Genomic DNA, 18,709 nt, shown 5'->3' with positions numbered 1-18,709 from the left:
CGCGACAAGACGGAAAGACCCCATGGAGCTTTACTGCAGCTTGATATTGGACTTTGGTACGATCTGTACAGGATAGGTGGGAGCCTGAGAAGCATGAGCGCCAGCTTGTGTGGAGGCGACGTTGGGATACCACCCTGATCGTATCGGAGTTCTAACCTGCTACCCTGAATCGGGTAGAGGGACCGTGTCAGGTGGGCAGTTTGACTGGGGCGGTCGCCTCCTAAAATGTAACGGAGGCGCCCAAAGGTTCCCTCAGAATGGTTGGAAATCATTCGGAGAGTGCAAAGGCATAAGGGAGCTTGACTGCGAGACCAACAAGTCGAGCAGGGACGAAAGTCGGGCTTAGTGATCCGGTGGTACCGAATGGAAGGGCCATCGCTCAACGGATAAAAGCTACCCTGGGGATAACAGGCTTATCTCCCCCAAGAGTCCACATCGACGGGGAGGTTTGGCACCTCGATGTCGGCTCATCGCATCCTGGGGCTGAAGTAGGTCCCAAGGGTTGGGCTGTTCGCCCATTAAAGCGGTACGCGAGCTGGGTTCAGAACGTCGTGAGACAGTTCGGTCCCTATCTGTCGCGGGCGCAGGAAATTTGAGAGGAGCTGTCCTTAGTACGAGAGGACCGGGATGGACGTACCGCTGGTGTACCAGTTGTTCCGCCAGGAGCACCGCTGGGTAGCCAAGTACGGACGGGATAAGCGCTGAAAGCATCTAAGCGTGAAGCCCCCCTCAAGATGAGATTTCCCAATTAGTAAGACCCCTTGAAGACGACGAGGTTGATAGGTTCGGGGTGGAAGCACAGCAATGTGTGGAGCTGACGAATACTAATCGGTCGAGGGCTTATCCTACTACAGCTTAAGATAATTCAAACTTTCGCATCCAGTTTTCAAGGTGCAAACCCTTGAATAAGCCAAAAGCTTACGTTTGGTGGCGATGGCGGAGGGGAACCACGCGTTCCCATACCGAACACGACCGTTAAGCCCTCCAGCGCCGATGGTACTTGGACCGCAGGGTCCTGGGAGAGTAGGACGTCGCCAAGCAATGAAGAGCCTGTCGCATTACGCGGCAGGCTTTTTGTTTCTGCATAGTTATCAACGGTTCATCCACAACCTGAACAGCTGATCCACATTGGGATCAAGCTGCTTTTTTGTTTTGCTATCCACATGTGAATAGTCACTCAATTACAACTTATCTGTATTTTGTTGATGAAGTTGTGTATAAATCGTGAAAATCCCCTAATTTACGCATGATTTCGGTCTGGATAACTGAATAACCCCGTGGATAGACAACGGCCGCCTGCCCAATAGTTGCCGACTTCCCTCCTTATCCTGTTTATAAACTCCCTGCATTTGTTTAATAACAATATAGAGCCTTTAGCTTGCTCGACTTTAAGCGCACCGTTTATGCACAAATGTGAGTAGTCCGTGGATGAACGGCTTAAAAGACAGCTGCAGCTGCGCGTTAATGCGGAGGACTGTGTATAAATCGCATCCAACCGCACCATGCTAGATAATGGCGATAGTTTGATTGTTAAATTATCTGAAAATTGAAATTCCATGTATTGACCTTTCCTGATTTTTGCGTATAATAAAGTTAAAGTCAAAGAAAGTCAAAGTCAGTTGGGGCAGCATTTCCACAAATGCATCCACAGCTCATGTCGCCAGGAGGTTGGTAAATTTGCGTAACATTTCCGATCTCATCGAGCAGTACTTGAAGCAGATGTTGCAGGAAAGCCCGGAAGGCGCCGTTGAAATTCAACGCAATGAACTGGCAGACAAGTTTTCCTGCGTTCCGTCGCAGATCAACTATGTAATTAGTACCCGGTTCACTTTGGAGAAGGGATACATGGTTGAAAGCAAGCGCGGCGGCGGCGGTTATATCCGCATTCAGCGGGTAGATTTGCCGGCGCTTAAGACGATTCAATTCCATATCCATCAAACGATTGGCGATTGCGTCGAGCAAAGCGTGGCGGAGGGGCTGATTTATCAGATGGAGGAGGCAAGACTAATTACGAAACGGGAAGCGAACCTGCTTCGGGCCGCGGTTGACCGCGAGACCATTGCTGTCAAGCTGCCGCTTCGCGATGAGATCAGAGCCAGATTATTACGCTCCATGCTGATATCTTTATTAGCCAAATAAGCGCCTGAGAAGGTTACACCGGAAGGGAGGGGATTCGGCTTGATTTGCCAAGAATGCGGCAAGAAGCCGGCAACGCTTCATTTTACGAAAATCGTGAACGGTGAAAAAACCGAATTTCACATCTGTGAATCCTGTGCGAGGGAACGGGGAGAAGGCATCCCCGGCGCTCCAAACGGGTTCTCTATTCACAGTCTGCTGTCGGGCCTTCTCGATTTTGATCCGAGCAGTACTAACGGCGTGAACAGCGCCAAGCAACAGCAGATGATCCGCTGTGACAACTGCGGGTTAACGTATACGCAATTCAGCAAGATCGGCAGGTTCGGCTGCAGCAACTGCTACCGTCAATTTACCGAGAAGTTAGATCCTCTGCTGAAACGTGTACATGGCAATACGGTCCATGTCGGTAAAATACCGAAGCGTTCCGGCGGCCAAATTCAGTACAAGCGAGAGATTGAGCAATTGCGGCGGGATTTGCAAAGCCGCATCGAACGAGAAGAATTTGAAAGCGCGGCTCAGATTCGTGATCGAATCCGCGAGCTGGAGCGTAAAATAGTAGAACTGTAAGGCGCACGAAGGAGGTTTACTCTTGGCTAGTCATCGTTTCTCTGAGCAAGCGTTAAGCGATTGGATGAAGGGAGTTGGACCTGACTCGGATATCGTCATTAGCAGCCGAGTACGCATTGCGCGAAACTTGAGGCAGTTTCCATTCCCGATGCTTGCCACCAATCAGCAGTCGCTTGAGGTCATGAATCAGCTTACTGCAATAGGGCAATCCGGCAAGCTGGATCCGGTAGGACATTTCGAAACGATTATTTTATCGGAGCTAAGCGAGCTGGAAAGACGGGTATTGGTGGAGAAGCATCTGATTAGCCCTAATCTGGCAAACGAGTCACGCGGAGGGGCGATCATTCTAAGCGAGAACGAATCGGTCAGCATCATGATCAACGAAGAGGATCATCTTCGTATTCAGTGCCTGTATCCGGGCTTTCAAGTCAAGGAGGCTTGGACGCTGGCGAATCAGATCGATGATATTTTCGAGGAAGAAACCAATTACGCGTTCGACGAGAAGAGAGGATATTTAACCACTTGTCCGACGAATGTGGGAACGGGAATACGAGCATCCGTTATGATGCATTTGCCGGCGCTTGTGCTTACGCAGCAGATTAACCGAATTTTATCGGCTGTCACGCAGGTCGGCCTCGCTGTCCGGGGAATGTATGGCGAAGGCAGCGAAGCGCTGGGGAATCTGTTCCAGATATCGAATCAGATTACGCTGGGACAGACGGAAGGCGAAATCATCGATAATTTGCACGGGGTAGCCAAGCAGATTATCGAGCACGAGAGAGCAGCCCGCCAAAGGCTGATGTCCGAGTCACGGCTTCGAATTGAGGACCGGGTAAGACGCTCTTACGGCATTTTGTCTTATGCGGCGGTGATGGATTCCAAGGAATCCGCGCAGCGGCTGTCCGATGTAAGGCTAGGCGTCGATCTGGGGCTTCTGGATCACGTCACGAGCCAATCTTTGAATGAATTAATTGTAATGACTCAGCCCGGGTTTCTGCAGCAGACGTTCAACGAGAAGATGAGCGCCGATCAGCGGGATTACCGCAGGGCCGAATTAATCCGCAATCAATTGCGGAGTCAAACCGAGCATGGGGGTGCATGAAACATGATGTTTGGACGATTTACGGAGCGAGCGCAAAAGGTTCTTGCCTTGGCGCAGGAGGAAGCGGTTCGTCTTGGTCACAATAATATTGGTACGGAGCATATTTTGCTCGGCCTTATTCGCGAAGGGGAAGGCATTGCAGCAAAGGCATTAATCGGGCTTGGTCTTGGACTTGAGAAAATTCAGGACGAAGTGGAGGCTTTGATCGGTCGCGGTCAAGAGCAGCCTACTAACATTGCTTATACGCCTCGCGCGAAAAAAGTTATCGAGCTGTCGATGGACGAAGCAAGAAAGCTTGGCCATACGTACGTAGGCACGGAACATATCCTGCTTGGTCTGATTCGCGAAGGAGAAGGCGTAGCAGCCCGGGTACTGAACAACCTTGGCATCAGCCTGAACAAAGCGCGCCAGCAAGTCCTGCAGCTTCTGGGCAGCAGTGAAGCGGTATCCAGCAGCCATGGCTCTCCATCCAATGTGAGCACGCCAACGCTGGACGGCTTAGCCCGTGACCTGACCGCTTATGCCCGCGAGGGTAATCTGGATCCGGTTATTGGCCGCAGCAAGGAAATCGAGCGCGTTATTCAAGTGCTCAGCCGCCGTACCAAGAACAATCCCGTTCTGATCGGCGAGCCGGGCGTAGGTAAAACCGCCATTGCCGAAGGTCTTGCCCAAAAGATCATCGCCAATGAAATTCCGGAGACATTGCGCGACAAACGCGTTATGACGCTGGATATGGGCTCCGTTGTAGCCGGTACGAAGTATCGCGGCGAATTCGAAGACCGCTTGAAAAAAATCATGGATGAGATCCGCCAAGCCGGCAACATCATCCTGTTCATCGATGAGCTTCATACGCTGATCGGTGCAGGCGGCGCTGAAGGCGCGATTGACGCCTCCAATATTCTGAAGCCTGCGCTTGCCCGCGGCGAGCTGCAGTGCATCGGCGCAACAACGCTGGATGAGTACCGCAAATACATCGAGAAGGATGCCGCGCTGGAGCGCCGTTTCCAACCGATTACGGTCGACCAGCCGTCGCCGGAAGAGGCCATCCAAATTCTTCACGGCCTGCGTGACCGTTATGAGGCTCACCACCGCGTAAAAATTACGGATGATGCAATCGTGCAAGCCGTGAAGCTGTCCGATCGTTACATTACGGACCGGTTCCTGCCGGACAAAGCGATCGATCTGATCGATGAGGCAAGCTCGAAAGTGAGACTTAACTCGTATACGGTACCGCCTAATCTCAAACAGCTGGAGAACCGTCTGGAGGATATCCGCAAGGAGAAAGACGCGGCGGTTCAAAGCCAGGAATTCGAGAAAGCGGCAGCCCTTCGCGACACGGAGCAAAAAATTCGCGAAGAGCTCGACGTAACGAAGAACCAATGGAAGGAAAAACAAGGCCGCACCGATTCCGAAGTAACGCCTGAAGATATCGCGCAGGTTGTGGCAAGCTGGACGGGGATTCCGGTCAGCAAGCTGGCGGAGGAAGAAACCGAGCGTCTTCTCAAAATGGAAGACATTCTGCATGACCGCGTAATCGGCCAAGAAGATGCGGTTAAAGCGGTATCGAGAGCCATCCGCAGAGCGCGTGCAGGCCTCAAGGATCCGAAACGCCCAATCGGCTCGTTCATCTTCCTTGGTCCTACCGGGGTAGGTAAAACTGAGCTGGCCCGCGCACTCGCGGAAGCGATGTTCGGCGACGAGAACGCGGTTATCCGCATCGATATGTCGGAGTACATGGAGAAACACTCCACGTCCCGTCTCGTCGGAGCGCCTCCGGGATATGTCGGCTACGAAGAAGGCGGTCAGTTGACCGAGAAAGTACGCCGCAAGCCATATTCCGTTGTCCTGCTCGACGAAATCGAGAAGGCGCATCCGGAAGTATTCAACATCCTGCTGCAAGTGCTGGAAGACGGCCGTCTGACCGATTCCAAAGGCAGAGTGGTTGACTTCCGCAACACGCTGATCATCATGACCTCGAACGTAGGCGCGGATCAAATCAAACGCAATTCTTCGCTTGGCTTTACAGCCGTGCAGGATTCGGGCCGCGAGTTCAATCAAATGCGGGATAAAGTGATGGCAGAGCTGAAGAAGAGCTTCCGTCCGGAGTTCCTGAACCGGATCGACGAGACGATCGTGTTCCACTCGCTGGAGCAAGAGCATATCGCTCAAATCGTTACGCTGATGTCCGAAGAGCTTCGCAAACGGCTGCGCGAGCAAGAGGTGGACTTCGTTCTCACCGATGCCGCCAAGGCGTTCCTTGCGAAGGAAGGCTTCGATCCGCAATACGGTGCGCGTCCGCTGCGCCGTGCGATTCAGAAGCATATCGAAGACCGGATCTCGGAGGAGCTCTTGCTTGGCAAGATCCGCAAAGGCGATTCCTTCACGATAGACGAGAAGGACGGCGAGCTGACCGTTAACAAATCCGAAGCTGTCTCGGAAGAGCCGGCTGCAAAATAAGCAAGGATCAACCAGGCTGCCTGAGCGAGGACTCCCTCGCCGGGCAGCTTTTGTTTTATTCGATCTATTTGACAATGAGAATCATTATCGTATATGCATGAAGCAATGATGTTTTAGCGATGAAGGTTTTAAACATAGAAGCTTGGGAAGATGGAGGGACTTGCGATGATCGTTGTAACGAATACGATAAAAGTAAAAAAAGGCCACGGGGAAGAGGTAGCGGAGCGGTTCGAGAAGACAAAGGGCATAGAGCAATCGGCTGGCTTCGTTCGCATGGAGGTTATGCTGACCGAAGGACTGGCCGACTACGATGAACTGAAGGTAAGCACGACCTGGGAGACCAAAGCTTCCTTCGAAGGCTGGGTGAACAGCGATTCCTTCCGTCAGGCGCATGCCCATAAGGGAAATAAACAAGCGGACGGCGGTAAAGAAAAGGATGGGGAAGGCGAGCGTATTATGCTTGGCTCCCAGCTTACGACGCACCGGATTCTCGTATCCAGGGATGCTGCGGATATCTCGTAACTTTTGCAGCTTATACTTTTGCATCATTTAACAAAAGCTTTCTTTATTCCGATGTTGGGATTAAGGAGGCTTTTTTTGCTGACTGGAACGTATTGGTCCGTACATTAGTTCGTAAGAAGGGGTTTATACCCTACGGATAAAATGGTAAACTTTAAAATGGTAACGCTTGTTAAAAGGAGCCTTGTATGGCAAAGATAAAGCTAAAGTTTGTATGTACTGAGTGCGGGACGGAATCGCCGAAATGGCTGGGGAAATGTCCGGGCTGCCAGTCTTGGAATACGATGGTGGAGGAAAAGGAGACCGTTATCAAGACACAAGGTGTCGGTCTTCGCATGGCTCAGACGAAAGAAAAGCCGCAATCCATCATACATATAGAAAGTGGGCAGGAACCGCGTATCGAAACACGGTTGCAGGAGCTTAACCGGGTGCTGGGCGGAGGCGTTGTGCCAGGCTCGCTCATTCTGGTTGGCGGAGATCCCGGAATCGGAAAATCCACGCTGCTGCTGCAAACCTCGCATGCATTGGCCTCCAAAGGGCTGAAGGTGCTCTATATTTCCGGAGAGGAATCCGTCCGGCAGACGCGTCTTCGCGCTGACCGGCTTGGCGCTCTTACGGAATCCCTTTTTGTCCTTTGCGAGACAAACATGGAGCAAATCAACGATGCTATTGAGTCGGTTCAGCCGGACTTTCTCGTGATCGACTCCATTCAGACGGTGTACGATCCAATCGTTCAGTCAGCTCCGGGCAGCGTAGCCCAGGTAAGGGAATGTACCGCTCACTTCATGCGGGTAGCGAAGATTAAAGGTATCGCTACCGTGCTTGTCGGGCATGTCACGAAAGAAGGCGCAATCGCCGGTCCTCGTCTGCTGGAGCATATGGTCGACTGCGTACTTTATTTCGAAGGAGAACGGCATCATACTTACCGGCTGCTCCGGGCCGTCAAGAACCGGTTTGGTTCCACCAATGAAATCGGCATATTCGAAATGGGAGAAGAGGGTCTCCGCGAAGTGGCCAATCCGTCAGAGCTGTTCCTGTCGGAGCGCCCGCTTGGCGTATCCGGCTCTACGGTTGTAGCCAGCATGGAAGGAACCCGCCCCGTGCTGGTTGAGCTTCAGGCGCTTGTCGCAGCAACGAATTTCCCTTCGCCGCGGCGGATGTCCACAGGGATCGACCATCACCGGATGGCATTAATTATTGCGGTATTAGAGAAGCGGATCGGCATGTTTTTGCAGACGCAGGATGCCTATTTAAATGTAGCGGGCGGCGTGAAGCTGGATGAGCCGGCAGTTGACCTTGCCGCTGCCGTCTCGCTCGCATCAAGCTTTCGCGATGCGCCTACGCGCCCCTATGATGTTATCTTCGGCGAAGTAGGCCTGACGGGCGAGGTTCGCGCCGTATCCCGTGCCGAGCAGCGGGTGAAGGAAGCGGAGAAGCTTGGCTTCAAGCGGGTTATTATGCCGGAGAAAAGCTTAAAGGGCTGGAAGCCGCCGGAAGGCATCGAGATTATCGGCGTGAGTACGGTAGCAGAAGCGCTGTCCGCGGCACTTGGATAGGGGGCAAATGATGAAGGAACAAAGTCAGCTAGAAATTATGAACCAGCTTTTGCAATTAGTTGCACCAGGTACCCCGTTCCGTGACGGGCTTGATAATGTGCTTCGGGCCAAAACGGGTGCTCTGCTTGTTGTCGGGTACAGTCCCGAAGTAATGGAGGTCGTGGATGGCGGCTTTTCCATCAATTGCGATTTCTCGCCTAACTACTTGTATGAGCTCGCCAAGATGGATGGAGCCATTATCCTGAGCGAGGATATGAAAAGGATCTTGTATGCGAATACGCAGCTTATCCCGAACAACTCGATTTCTTCGATCGAGACCGGTATCCGGCATCGTACGGCGGAGCGGGTAGCGAAGCAGACCGGCAAGCTTGTCGTATCGATCTCGCAGCGCCGGAATATCATTACGCTGTACCAAGGCAATTTGCGTTATTCGCTCAAAGAGATGGGCGTTATATTAACGAAGGCCAATCAGGCGATTCAAACGCTTGAGAAATATAAGGTCGTACTTAGCCAGTCGCTCACCAACCTGTCCGCGCTTGAATTCGAGGAGCTGGTGACGCTGCAGGAAGTGGCGCATGTCGTGCAGCGCGTGGAAATGGTGCTGCGCGTCAAAATGGAAATCAAACGTTATGTCACCGAGCTGGGTACGGAAGGCCGTCTTATCGCCATGCAGATGGAGGAGCTTGTTAACGGCGTTGACGAAGACGCCTGGTATCTGCTCAAGGATTATGCCAAGGATAATAATGACGACAAAATCCGCGAAATTCGTGCGGCGCTCAAAAAGCTAAGCGCGGAAGACCTGCTGGACGCACCTCCGATCATACGTCTTCTCGGCTACACGCATACCGCCGCTATGGTGGAGGAAGCGGTGTCGCCGCGAGGCTTCAGGCTGCTTAATAAAATTCCTCGTCTTCCATTAATTATTATGAATAATTTAATTGAGCGCTTCGGTAGACTGCCTCATATTTTGATGGCAACCATTGATGAGCTTGACGAAGTGGACGGTATTGGAGAGGTTCGCGCGCGTGCCATCAAGGATGGTTTGAAGCGGATCCAGGAGCAGATGTTCATTGACAGACAAATTTAAATCTCATACAATGGATGGAATGTGTACCGTATTCCAAACATACATTAGTAAACGGTTTTAGGGCATAGTAGAGAAGAGGTGGAATAGATGATCACTAAGTCGATACCGAGCCTTCTCACGGTCGGAAACTTATTCTTAGGAATAGCCGCCATTATTCTCGTGTTTAATGAAAAGCCGGAAACAGCCGCGATGATGGTTATTATCGCAATGCTGCTTGATGGCGTGGACGGCCGTGTAGCACGTGCGCTGAACGCGCAAAGCGAGTTCGGCAAAGAGCTCGATTCGTTATCCGATGTGATCTCGTTCGGCGTGGCGCCGGCTTTTATTATGTATGTCGTTGCCTTTCAAGAGCTTAACCCGACCATTGCCTGGATTATTACCGCGCTGTTCCCGATTTGCGGAGCTTTGAGACTGGCGCGATTTAACGTGGTAGCCGGGAAACCGGGTTACTTTATCGGCCTTCCTATTCCTGCTGCCGGAGGCGTGTTGTGCACGCTTGCGCTGTTCCAGGATGATATTGCAGTTTCGGTCTTGTTAGCGAGCACCTTGGTACTGTCCTTGCTTATGGTTAGTACGATTAAATATCCGAATTTCAAGAAAATAGGCATCTCAAAGAAAGCCATTTGGGCCATTCCTTTTGTTGTGGCGTTGGCTGTTTTTCTTGGAATCCAATTCCCTGACCAGCTATCTAAAATTATCTTTGTACCTATGCTGTTATATGCGCTTTACGGTCTAAAAAAAAACGTTGACGGCCGCATGAAGAAACGCGTCCGCAAACGCCGCGGCAAAGATGCGCAGGATGAGAACGTGCAGTCCGAGACGACAGCATAAAAATGCCCCACAAAGTGAAGCAAATGCTCTGGAGCGTACTCCGAGTACTTTGCGGGGGCCCCGGTATGAAAACCAAAAGGCTAAAAAGCTAAAAGCCATAAAAAAAAAGGAGCTGTTCCCTGCACTCGTCATGAACGAGGCAAGGAGCAGCTCCTTTTTTTCGCTTCTTACGTTAAATTAAACAATCCGAGAGTAGAACATTTATCGTATTCTTTGGCGACAACTTCGTCTAATTGAATATCAAGCAGATTGCACATGGCGGTCATGTAGAACAGATTCCGTCCGAGCTCGGATTTGAGCACGTCGCGGCAGGATTCGCATACATGGCCTGAGATATGGCTCTGAAGCGTAGATTTGGCACTCTCGAGATTCGGTTCGTCTGCATACTCTTGCTTGCGCGCATTGAGTTCAATACAACCACAGTCCGTTACGGCTTTCGTTACCGCGCGGTTAACGGATGCGCCGGACTGACCAAACTTGGACATGACGTCCAGCAGGCTTCGATGTCTAAGCAATAGTTCGGATACTTGCTGCTGGAATTGTTCCAGTGTAGGAGCACTCATCGATTCCACCTCTTTCATCAGCTTCATCTGCTATAACTGCTAATTCCATTATAAGCATACCTTGCCATCATTTCAAAATGAAAAATCATTCACGAACCGCCGTTTAGCCCGTCCATTATTGGAACATAATTGTAATGGAGGTGGTATTTATGATGAAACGAATTATTCAAATGGCCGGTCTATTATTTGGAGGATTGGCTGGGCTCGAAGTAGAAGGCAGAACGAATAGCATAGAAGGCTGGACGCAATCGTCGCTTGGTATTTGGCAAGGAACTAGCATGTATTATTTCGCGATTGGGGCACTTTTTGGACTTCTTGTTGCGAGCATGGCTGCGGGGCGAATCATTAAGTTTATGCAGCGCGGTATTGATCAAACGGCCGAGATGCCGATGAAGGATCTGCTGGCCGGCGGCGGCGGGCTTATCGCGGGATTGTTCTTGTCCGCGCTTTTGTACCCGGCGGTAGCTAAGCTTGGCGGGCCGGGGCTGTTGATTCCGGCAGTGATGTCTCTTTTCTTCGGGTACTTGGGGCTTCGAATCGGACTTGGGAAGAAGGACGAGCTTGCCGCAGCGGCATCGGCGATGCTGGAGCAGCGCAAGGCAGTTCCGGTGGCAGACGAAGTGGGCGGCTTTGAAGAGCATAAAATTTTGGACACCAGCGTCATTATCGACGGACGGATTGCGGATATCTGCAAGACCGGATTTATCGAAGGCACTCTCGTGATTCCGGAATTTGTGCTGGAGGAGCTGCAGCATATCGCGGATTCTTCGGATCTGCTAAAGCGTAACCGGGGACGCCGCGGACTTGATATTTTGAACAAAATCCAAAAGGAATTAGATGTTCGGGTGCTTATCTACGAAGGAGACTTTGAAGAAATTAGCGAGGTAGACAGTAAATTGGTCAAGCTGGCGAAAGCCCTTAAAGGCAAGGTCGTTACCAATGACTTCAACCTGAATAAGGTATGCGAGCTTCAAGGCGTATCGGTACTGAACATCAATGACTTGGCAAATGCAGTGAAGCCCGTCGTCCTGCCCGGTGAAGAAATTATCGTACAAGTTATCAAGGACGGCAAAGAGCATGGACAAGGCGTCGCCTATCTGGACGACGGCACGATGATCGTTGTGGAGGGCGGACGCGATTATATCGGCACCACGATGGAAGTTCTCGTAACGAGCGTTCTGCAAACATCGGCAGGCCGAATGATATTTGCGAAGCCGAAGCTGTTGGAAAAAGCGCTGTAACCTTGTATAGTAGGGAGTAGTTGTTTATACGTACGAGGGAGATTAGGCTATGAATGCACATTGGGGAGCGGTTGTCGTTGCGGCCGGACGCGGCTCGCGGATGGGAACCAAAGAAAGCAAGCAGTATTTGCCGCTGCACGGAAAGCCGATTCTCGTGCATACGCTGGAATTGTTCCAAGCGATGGACGAGATTGCAGATATAGCGCTTGTGGTTGGCGCGGATGACGTGGAACGCTGCACCGGGCTTGTAGAAGAGTACAAGCTTGGCAAGGTGACGGCCGTGGTAGCCGGGGGAAGCGAGCGCCAGCATTCGGTCTTCGCGGGGATCAAGGCGTTGTCACCGGCCGCCGAATGGGTGATGGTGCATGACGGCGTGCGGCCGCTTGTTACGCAGAAGGCGATACGCGCCTGCTGCGAGAAAGCCGAGCAGAGCGGCGCAGCCGTCTTGGCCCTACCGGTCAAGGACACAATCAAACAGGTAGACGACACGGGTCTGATCGTTTCAACGCCGGACCGCCGAAGCTTGTGGGCGATACAAACGCCGCAAGCTTTTCGTCGTGATTTGCTGACCGCAGCGCATGAGCGCGCCGCGGAGGAGCATTTTCTCGGTACGGACGATGCCATGGTGGTGGAGCGGACAGGCGCGCCCGTCGTTATTGCGGAAGGCGATTACACAAATATTAAGATTACAACGCCTGATGATCTGCCCTGGGCAGAATTTTTGTTAGAGAAACAGAGGAGAGAGGAGAACAAACAATGATTCGAGTAGGACAAGGCTTTGACGTACATCAGCTGGTGGAGGGCCGTCCCTGCATTATCGGGGGCGTAACGATTCCTTACGAGAAGGGGCTGCTGGGCCATTCCGACGCGGATGTGCTGCTTCATGCGATCTCCGATGCCATTCTCGGGGCGCTAGGACTTGGCGATATCGGCAAGCACTTCCCGGACACTTCCGAGGAATTCAAGGATGCCGACAGCCTGAAGCTGCTTGAGCAGGTGTGGGCGCTGGCGAAGGAGCGGGGCTACAAGCTTGGCAACTGCGATTCGACGATTATTGCTCAACGTCCGAAGATGGCGCCCTACATCCCGCAGATGGCGGAGATTATCGCCCGCGCGCTGGAAGCGGACATCGAGCAGGTGAACGTGAAGGCGACGACGACCGAGCAGCTTGGTTTCACCGGCAGAGGCGAAGGAATTGCCTCCCAATCGGTTGTCTGCTTGATCCAGGATGTTATAATCAAGTAATGGTTTAGTTATACGAGAGAGGGGTTATTAGCGATGACACAAGAAGTGAGAGTCCGTTATGCACCGTCCCCGACGGGTCATTTACATATCGGTAATGCCAGAACGGCCTTATTTAATTATTTGTATGCGCGCAGCCAAGGCGGCAAATTTATTATCCGCATTGAAGATACCGACGTGAAACGGAACGTGGCGGGCGGGGAAGAAAGCCAGCTGAAGTATTTGAAATGGCTTGGCATCGACTGGGATGAGAGCATTGACATCGGTGGAGGCTACGGCCCATACCGTCAAACCGAGCGCCTTGATATTTATAAGGAATATTGGCAGGACCTGATTGACCGCGGCCTTGCTTACCGCTGCTATTGCACGGAAGAAGAGCTGGAGCAGGAGCGGGAAGAGCAGATGAGCCGCGGCGAGACGCCCCGTTACTCCGGACGCCACCGCAATCTGACGGAGGAGCAGCGCCAGGCGTTTGAGGCGGAAGGCCGCGTAGCCAGCGTTCGTTTCCGCGTGCCGGAGGGCAAAACCTTCGCTTGGGACGATATGGTCAAAGGCTCGATCAGCTTCGACACGGCGGAGATGGGCGACTTCGTAATCGTGAAAAAGGACGGCATTCCGACTTACAACTTCGCCGTTGTCATCGACGACTATCTGATGAAAATCAGCCACGTGCTGCGCGGCGAGGATCATATCTCGAACACTCCGCGCCAGCTGATGATTTACGAAGCGCTGGGCTGGGAAGCTCCTAAGTTCGCTCATATGACGCTGATCGTCAACGAGAGCCGCAAGAAGCTCAGCAAACGCGACGAGTCGATTATCCAGTTCATCGAGCAATACGACGATCTCGGCTATCTGCCGGAAGCGTTGTTCAACTTTATTGCTTTGCTTGGCTGGTCACCGGAAGGCGAGCAGGAGATTTTCACGCATGACGAACTGGTTAACGTATTTACGGCCGAACGTCTGAGCAAGAGCCCTGCCGTATTCGATACGCAGAAGCTGAGCTGGATGAATGGTGAATACATGAAAAAGATCGACATCGAGCGTCTTGTCGACCTTTGCTTGCCGCATCTGCAAAAGGCTGGCCGCGTAGGCGAACAGCTGGATGCCGCTGACCGTGAATGGGTGACCGCGCTTGCCGCCCTCTATCAAGAGAAGCTCCGCGCAGCATCGGACATCGTTGAGCTTACGGAGCTGTTCTTCCGCGATACGGTTGAGGATGAAGAGGAAGCCAAGGCTGTGCTTGCCGAGGAACAGGTGCCGGCTGTCTTGACGGCGTTCCTTGCCAAGATCGAAGCTAGCGAAGCTTCGGCCTTTACCGTTGACGGCATTAAAGACTGGATCAAAGCGGTTCAGAAGGAGACGGGCTTCAAAGGCAAGCAGCTGTTTATGCCTATTCGCGCTGCGCTTACGGGCCAGACGCATGGCTCTGACCTGAACCAATCGATCGCCTTGCTTGGCCGCGATAAAGTGATTAACCGCCTTAAGAACCGTCTGGGCTAAGCATTGCCGGGGCGGACAAGGTTGACAAGCGGTGTCATAAATTCCTTGTCACCCTTACGGGGATTCGCTATACTGTTACTAATTACAATTCGATGACTTAAAAAGCCATGAACAGGAAAAGTACGTTTTGCCGGATTTGCAGAGAGGACAATCAGCATTTGCCTATAGCCAAGCTAATTGGCATGTAGGAATGCGGGCTGCGAGTTGTCTAGTTCGGGGGGCGGAAAATTGCACCTGGGAGCTTTGTTCCGATCCGTAATCCTACCGCTTCGTATACCGGAGCCGGCGGCGCGGGGTAGGCAGCAACGTATCAGCCAACGTTACAGGCTTTAAGACGGACAGCCGGATTAGGCTGGGATTAAGCTCGTTATTGAGCCGCAGTCCTTTAATCGGGTCGTTCAAGCAGAGTGGAACCGCGACGTTACACGCCCGCCTCTGCAGCATTTCAAATGCTGCGGAGGCTTTTTTATTTTCAGGCATTGATTAGCTTGGCCTTGTTTAGCTTTGTTTTTGTTGCGGGGGGCCGCAGCGCAGGGGAGAGGAGATACGCATGTTTCGCCATATTAGATCAGACATTAAGGCAGTATTTGAGAACGACCCGGCAGCTCGAAGCCGGTTTGAAGTTGTCTTTACGTATTCGGGTCTGCATGCGATATGGGCTCACCGGATTGCGAATAAATTTTTCCGCGGAGGATGGTTTACGATTGCGCGGATCATCTCGCAGTTCAGCCGTTTTATGACGGGCATCGAGATTCACCCGGGAGCAACGATCGGCGAGCGGTTGTTCATCGACCACGGAATGGGTATAGTGATTGGAGAAACATGCGAGATCGGCGATGATGTCGTTATTTATCAAGGCGTAACGCTTGGAGGAACCGGCAAGGAAAAAGGCAAACGCCATCCTACCATCGGCAACAATGTCGTTATCGGATCCGGCGCGAAAGTATTAGGCTCGTTCCGTGTTGGCGATAATTCGAATATCGGATCGAATGCCGTTGTCCTGCGCGAGGTGCCCGACAACTGTACCGTCGTAGGCAATCCGGGGCGTGTCGTCAGACGCAATGGCGAACGGGTCGGAGACCGGCTTGATCATAAGCAGCTGCCGGACCCCGTCATTGAGATGTTCCGCGAAATGCAAAAGGAAATCGAAAGTTTAAAGGCCGAGGTCGAGAGGCTTCGCGAGCCAGTAGCTGGAGGAGAAACGAGATCATGAACGTTCAAATTTATAATACGCTGACCCGAGCAAAGGAAGCATTCGTCCCGCAGGAACCGGGAAAAGTAAAAATGTACGTCTGCGGACCAACGGTTTATGACTATATTCATATCGGCAACGCCCGTCCGGTTATTTTCTTCGATGTGGTGCGCCGTTACCTGGAGTACGTCGGTTATGACGTGAACTACATCGTGAATTTCACGGACGTAGACGACAAGCTTATCAAAAAAGCGGAGCAATCGGGACTGACGGTTCCGGAGGTTGCCGATAAATTCATTAACGCGTTTAACGAGGATATCGCTTCGCTGGGCGTGCACAAGGCAACGTTGAACCCGCGCGTTACCGAGCATATTCCGGCGATCGTTGCGTTTATTCAAGGCCTTGTCGACACAGGCTATGCTTATGCAAGCGAAGGAGACGTGTATTACCGTACCTCAAAATTCGAGGAATACGGCAAGCTGTCGCATCAGAATCTGGAGGAGCTGCAGTTCGGTATCCGGATTGAGGTTCGCGAGCGCAAGGAGAATCCTCAGGACTTCGTGCTCTGGAAAGGCGCAAAGCCTGGCGAAATCAACTGGGAAAGTCCATGGGGACCGGGACGTCCGGGCTGGCATATCGAGTGCTCGGCGATGGCGCGCGAATATTTGGGCGATACGCTTGATATTCACGGCGGCGGCCATGACCTGCAGTTCCCGCATCACGAGTGCGAGGTTGCCCAGTCCGAGGCATTGACCGGCAAGCAGCTTGCGAACTACTGGATGCATAACGGCTACATTCATATCAACAACGAAAAGATGTCCAAGTCGCTTGGCAACGGGATTACGGTTAACGAGCTGGTGAAGCGCGTGAAGCCGGCCGCTATCCGTTACTTTATTTTGTCGACGCATTACCGCAGCCCGCTTAACTTCACGGACGAGACCATCGCCCAAGCCGAGAACAGCGTGGAGCGGATCGCGAATTGCGCGTCTAATCTGAAGCATCGGCTTTCCGCTTTTGGCGGCCAGGCAGAGGGTGCGGCTCCAACGGAGCTTGAAGACAGAATCGCTCAGCTTAAGGCGCAATTCGAAGCGAAAATGGGAGACGACTTCAATACGCCGGATGCGATTACCGCCGTATTCGAGCTGGTAACGGAAGCGAACCAGTACATGAACCGCGCGGACGCTTCGCCGGAGGGGATTGCCGCACTGCTGGCAGCTCTTGAAGGAATGAACACGGTGCTGGGTCTGCTGCCTGAAGCGGGTGCTGACGCCGAGCTTCTGGATGACGAGATCGATGCGCTTATCGTTGAGCGGACGGAAGCGCGCGCGGCGAAGAATTGGGCAAGAGCGGATGAGATCCGTAACCTGCTTACGGAAAAAGGCATTGCGTTAGAGGACACTCCGCAAGGGATTCGTTGGCGGCGCCTGTAGAACTCTGCCGCAAATCGATTGGAGGACGTGTCATATTGAATAGCAATGAACGGGAACATGCAAGCTTAGAGGAAGCGGGACAAGGGAATGGAGCGGGAGCGGGGCTTCTGTTCCACCGTCCGGCCAAGAAGACGCAGCTCATTAATCCGGTTGTGCTCGCTTACGTAGGAGACAGCGTATTCGAGCTGTTGGTCCGGCAGTACCTGGTGTCGCTGCCTAATCATAAATCGCATCATCTTCACAAGGAAGCGACGAAGATTGTATCGGCGAAGGCGCAGCGCAAGCTGCTGGAGAAATGGCAGCCGATGCTGACGGAAGAAGAAGCGGATATCGTAAGGCGCGGCCGCAATACGAAATCGGGGGCACCGCCCAAGAATGCGGACCCGGCCGATTACAGGCAGGCTACCGCGCTGGAATGCCTGGTCGGCTATTTGTACTATGAAGGACGAATCGAACGTCTGCATGAATTGTTTGGGGCAGCAGTCGCGCCGCAGCCGGAAGACCATCAGGAAGAGAAGGAGGGACAAGCGTGAGCGAACGATACAACCAAGAAGAAATGATTGCCGGCAAGCATCCCGTTATGGAGGCGCTTCGTTCCGGGCGCGATATCAATAAGATTTGGATCGCAGAGGGCGCTCAGAAGAGCCTGACCCAGCCGATCGTGGCGGAGGCCAAGCAGCATGGGGTCATCGTGCAGTTTGTGGACAAGCGCAAGCTGGATACCATGGTGGAGGGCGTACAGCATCAAGGCGTTGTTGCGCAGGCGGCGGCCTTTGCCTACGCGGAGATTGAGGATTTGCTGGCAAGAGCCCGCGAGCTGAACGAAACGCCGTTCCTGCTTATTCTCGACGAGATTGAGGACCCTCATAATCTGGGTTCCATTTTGCGGACGGCGGAATGTACCGGCGTCCATGGCGTTATTATTCCGAAACGCCGTTCGGTTGGCCTGACGGCAACGGTGCTGAAGACATCCGCTGGCGCGGCCGAGCATGTGCCTGTGGCGCGTGTGACGAACCTCGCCCAGACGATCGACCGTCTGAAGGAAGAAGGCGTGTGGGTAGCTGGTACGGACGTAAGCGCTCCGCAGGATGTATATAAGACGAAATTTGATCTGCCGCTTGCGATTGTTATCGGAAACGAAGGCAAAGGGATGGGCCGTTTGATTAAGGAGAAATGCGATTTCCTGGTCAAGCTGCCGATGCACGGCCGTCTTAACTCTTTGAACGCATCCGTGGCAGCGGGCGTTTTGATGTACGAAGTGGTCAGGCAGCGCCGGAGTGTATAGC

At 52.7% G+C, this 18,709-nt stretch carries 17 protein-coding genes and 2 rRNA genes (1 of these 19 cut by a window edge); 18 read left to right on the top strand and 1 reads right to left on the bottom strand.

What is annotated here, in order from left to right:
• The 10 genes from ACR9FF_RS27865 to pssA form a co-directional block, all read left to right on the top strand.
• Nucleotides 1-848, top strand: a 23S ribosomal RNA gene (locus ACR9FF_RS27865); it begins 2,086 nt to the left of the window's first position.
• Between the two features lie 75 nt (nucleotides 849-923).
• Nucleotides 924-1,040: ribosomal RNA gene (gene rrf / locus ACR9FF_RS27860) — 5S ribosomal RNA — on the top strand.
• A gap of 637 nt (nucleotides 1,041-1,677) precedes the next feature.
• On the top strand, nucleotides 1,678-2,139 hold the full coding sequence (locus ACR9FF_RS27855) for a CtsR family transcriptional regulator (RefSeq protein ID WP_127497435.1): 462 nt from the start codon (nucleotides 1,678-1,680) through the stop codon (nucleotides 2,137-2,139).
• 39 nt (nucleotides 2,140-2,178) lie between these two features.
• A complete protein-coding gene (locus ACR9FF_RS27850; RefSeq protein WP_127497437.1) occupies nucleotides 2,179-2,703 on the top strand; it encodes a UvrB/UvrC motif-containing protein in 525 nt (174 codons plus the stop codon).
• Nucleotides 2,704-2,767: 64 nt separating this feature from the next.
• The gene (locus tag ACR9FF_RS27845) at nucleotides 2,768-3,805 is read left to right on the top strand and encodes a protein arginine kinase (RefSeq protein WP_373312840.1); all 1,038 of its coding nucleotides are present in this window, start codon (nucleotides 2,768-2,770) and stop codon (nucleotides 3,803-3,805) included.
• A gap of 3 nt (nucleotides 3,806-3,808) precedes the next feature.
• Complete coding sequence (gene clpC / locus ACR9FF_RS27840; RefSeq protein ID WP_127497441.1) at nucleotides 3,809-6,262, top strand: ATP-dependent protease ATP-binding subunit ClpC; 2,454 nt, start codon at nucleotides 3,809-3,811, stop codon at nucleotides 6,260-6,262.
• Nucleotides 6,263-6,427: 165 nt separating this feature from the next.
• Nucleotides 6,428-6,784: an antibiotic biosynthesis monooxygenase gene (locus tag ACR9FF_RS27835; protein ID WP_435167041.1), complete on the top strand. Its 357-nt coding sequence runs from the start codon at nucleotides 6,428-6,430 to the stop codon at nucleotides 6,782-6,784.
• A gap of 185 nt (nucleotides 6,785-6,969) precedes the next feature.
• A complete protein-coding gene (gene radA, locus ACR9FF_RS27830) occupies nucleotides 6,970-8,337 on the top strand; it encodes a DNA repair protein RadA (RefSeq protein WP_435167038.1) in 1,368 nt (455 codons plus the stop codon).
• Between the two features lie 10 nt (nucleotides 8,338-8,347).
• Entirely contained in the window at nucleotides 8,348-9,424 is a 1,077-nt protein-coding gene (disA, locus tag ACR9FF_RS27825) for a DNA integrity scanning diadenylate cyclase DisA (protein WP_435167036.1), read from the top strand.
• 87 nt (nucleotides 9,425-9,511) lie between these two features.
• A complete protein-coding gene (gene pssA / locus ACR9FF_RS27820) occupies nucleotides 9,512-10,255 on the top strand; it encodes a CDP-diacylglycerol--serine O-phosphatidyltransferase (RefSeq protein ID WP_127497448.1) in 744 nt (247 codons plus the stop codon).
• 167 nt (nucleotides 10,256-10,422) lie between these two features.
• On the opposite strand, the gene ACR9FF_RS27815 is transcribed toward pssA, so the two are convergent.
• Nucleotides 10,423-10,818 (bottom strand): DUF1573 domain-containing protein, encoded by a 396-nt coding sequence (locus ACR9FF_RS27815; protein ID WP_127497450.1) that lies wholly within the window; start codon nucleotides 10,816-10,818, stop codon nucleotides 10,423-10,425.
• Nucleotides 10,819-10,967: 149 nt separating this feature from the next.
• Here ACR9FF_RS27815 and ACR9FF_RS27810 point away from each other — a divergent pair, with 149 nt between their 5' ends.
• The 8 genes from ACR9FF_RS27810 to rlmB all read left to right on the top strand — a co-directional run bounded on the left by ACR9FF_RS27810 (nucleotide 10,968) and on the right by rlmB (nucleotide 18,708).
• Nucleotides 10,968-12,059: a PIN/TRAM domain-containing protein gene (locus tag ACR9FF_RS27810; RefSeq protein WP_127497452.1), complete on the top strand. Its 1,092-nt coding sequence runs from the start codon at nucleotides 10,968-10,970 to the stop codon at nucleotides 12,057-12,059.
• 49 nt (nucleotides 12,060-12,108) lie between these two features.
• Nucleotides 12,109-12,819 (top strand): 2-C-methyl-D-erythritol 4-phosphate cytidylyltransferase, encoded by a 711-nt coding sequence (ispD, locus tag ACR9FF_RS27805; protein ID WP_435167031.1) that lies wholly within the window; start codon nucleotides 12,109-12,111, stop codon nucleotides 12,817-12,819.
• Nucleotides 12,816-13,304, top strand: coding sequence for a 2-C-methyl-D-erythritol 2,4-cyclodiphosphate synthase (gene ispF / locus ACR9FF_RS27800; protein ID WP_127497456.1), 489 nt, complete (start codon nucleotides 12,816-12,818; stop codon nucleotides 13,302-13,304). Before ispD ends, ispF begins: the two co-directional genes overlap by 4 nt.
• Nucleotides 13,305-13,337: 33 nt before the next feature.
• Complete coding sequence (gltX, locus tag ACR9FF_RS27795; protein WP_435167028.1) at nucleotides 13,338-14,801, top strand: glutamate--tRNA ligase; 1,464 nt, start codon at nucleotides 13,338-13,340, stop codon at nucleotides 14,799-14,801.
• 550 nt (nucleotides 14,802-15,351) lie between these two features.
• A complete protein-coding gene (gene cysE, locus ACR9FF_RS27790; protein WP_435167025.1) occupies nucleotides 15,352-16,014 on the top strand; it encodes a serine O-acetyltransferase in 663 nt (220 codons plus the stop codon).
• Nucleotides 16,011-17,423: a cysteine--tRNA ligase gene (cysS, locus tag ACR9FF_RS27785; RefSeq protein WP_435167022.1), complete on the top strand. Its 1,413-nt coding sequence runs from the start codon at nucleotides 16,011-16,013 to the stop codon at nucleotides 17,421-17,423. The genes cysE and cysS overlap by 4 nt, the downstream gene beginning before the upstream one ends.
• A gap of 35 nt (nucleotides 17,424-17,458) precedes the next feature.
• On the top strand, nucleotides 17,459-17,956 hold the full coding sequence (locus ACR9FF_RS27780; RefSeq protein ID WP_435167019.1) for a Mini-ribonuclease 3: 498 nt from the start codon (nucleotides 17,459-17,461) through the stop codon (nucleotides 17,954-17,956).
• Between the two features lie 23 nt (nucleotides 17,957-17,979).
• Complete coding sequence (gene rlmB, locus ACR9FF_RS27775; protein WP_041614742.1) at nucleotides 17,980-18,708, top strand: 23S rRNA (guanosine(2251)-2'-O)-methyltransferase RlmB; 729 nt, start codon at nucleotides 17,980-17,982, stop codon at nucleotides 18,706-18,708.
• Nucleotide 18,709 lies beyond the last annotated feature (1 nt).

Origin of the sequence: Paenibacillus glycanilyticus (genome assembly GCF_051200795.1) — a bacterium.
In the GTDB taxonomy this organism is placed as follows: Bacteria; Bacillota; Bacilli; order Paenibacillales; family Paenibacillaceae; genus Pristimantibacillus; species Pristimantibacillus glycanilyticus.
This window is presented reverse-complemented; position numbering and strand designations above follow the sequence as displayed.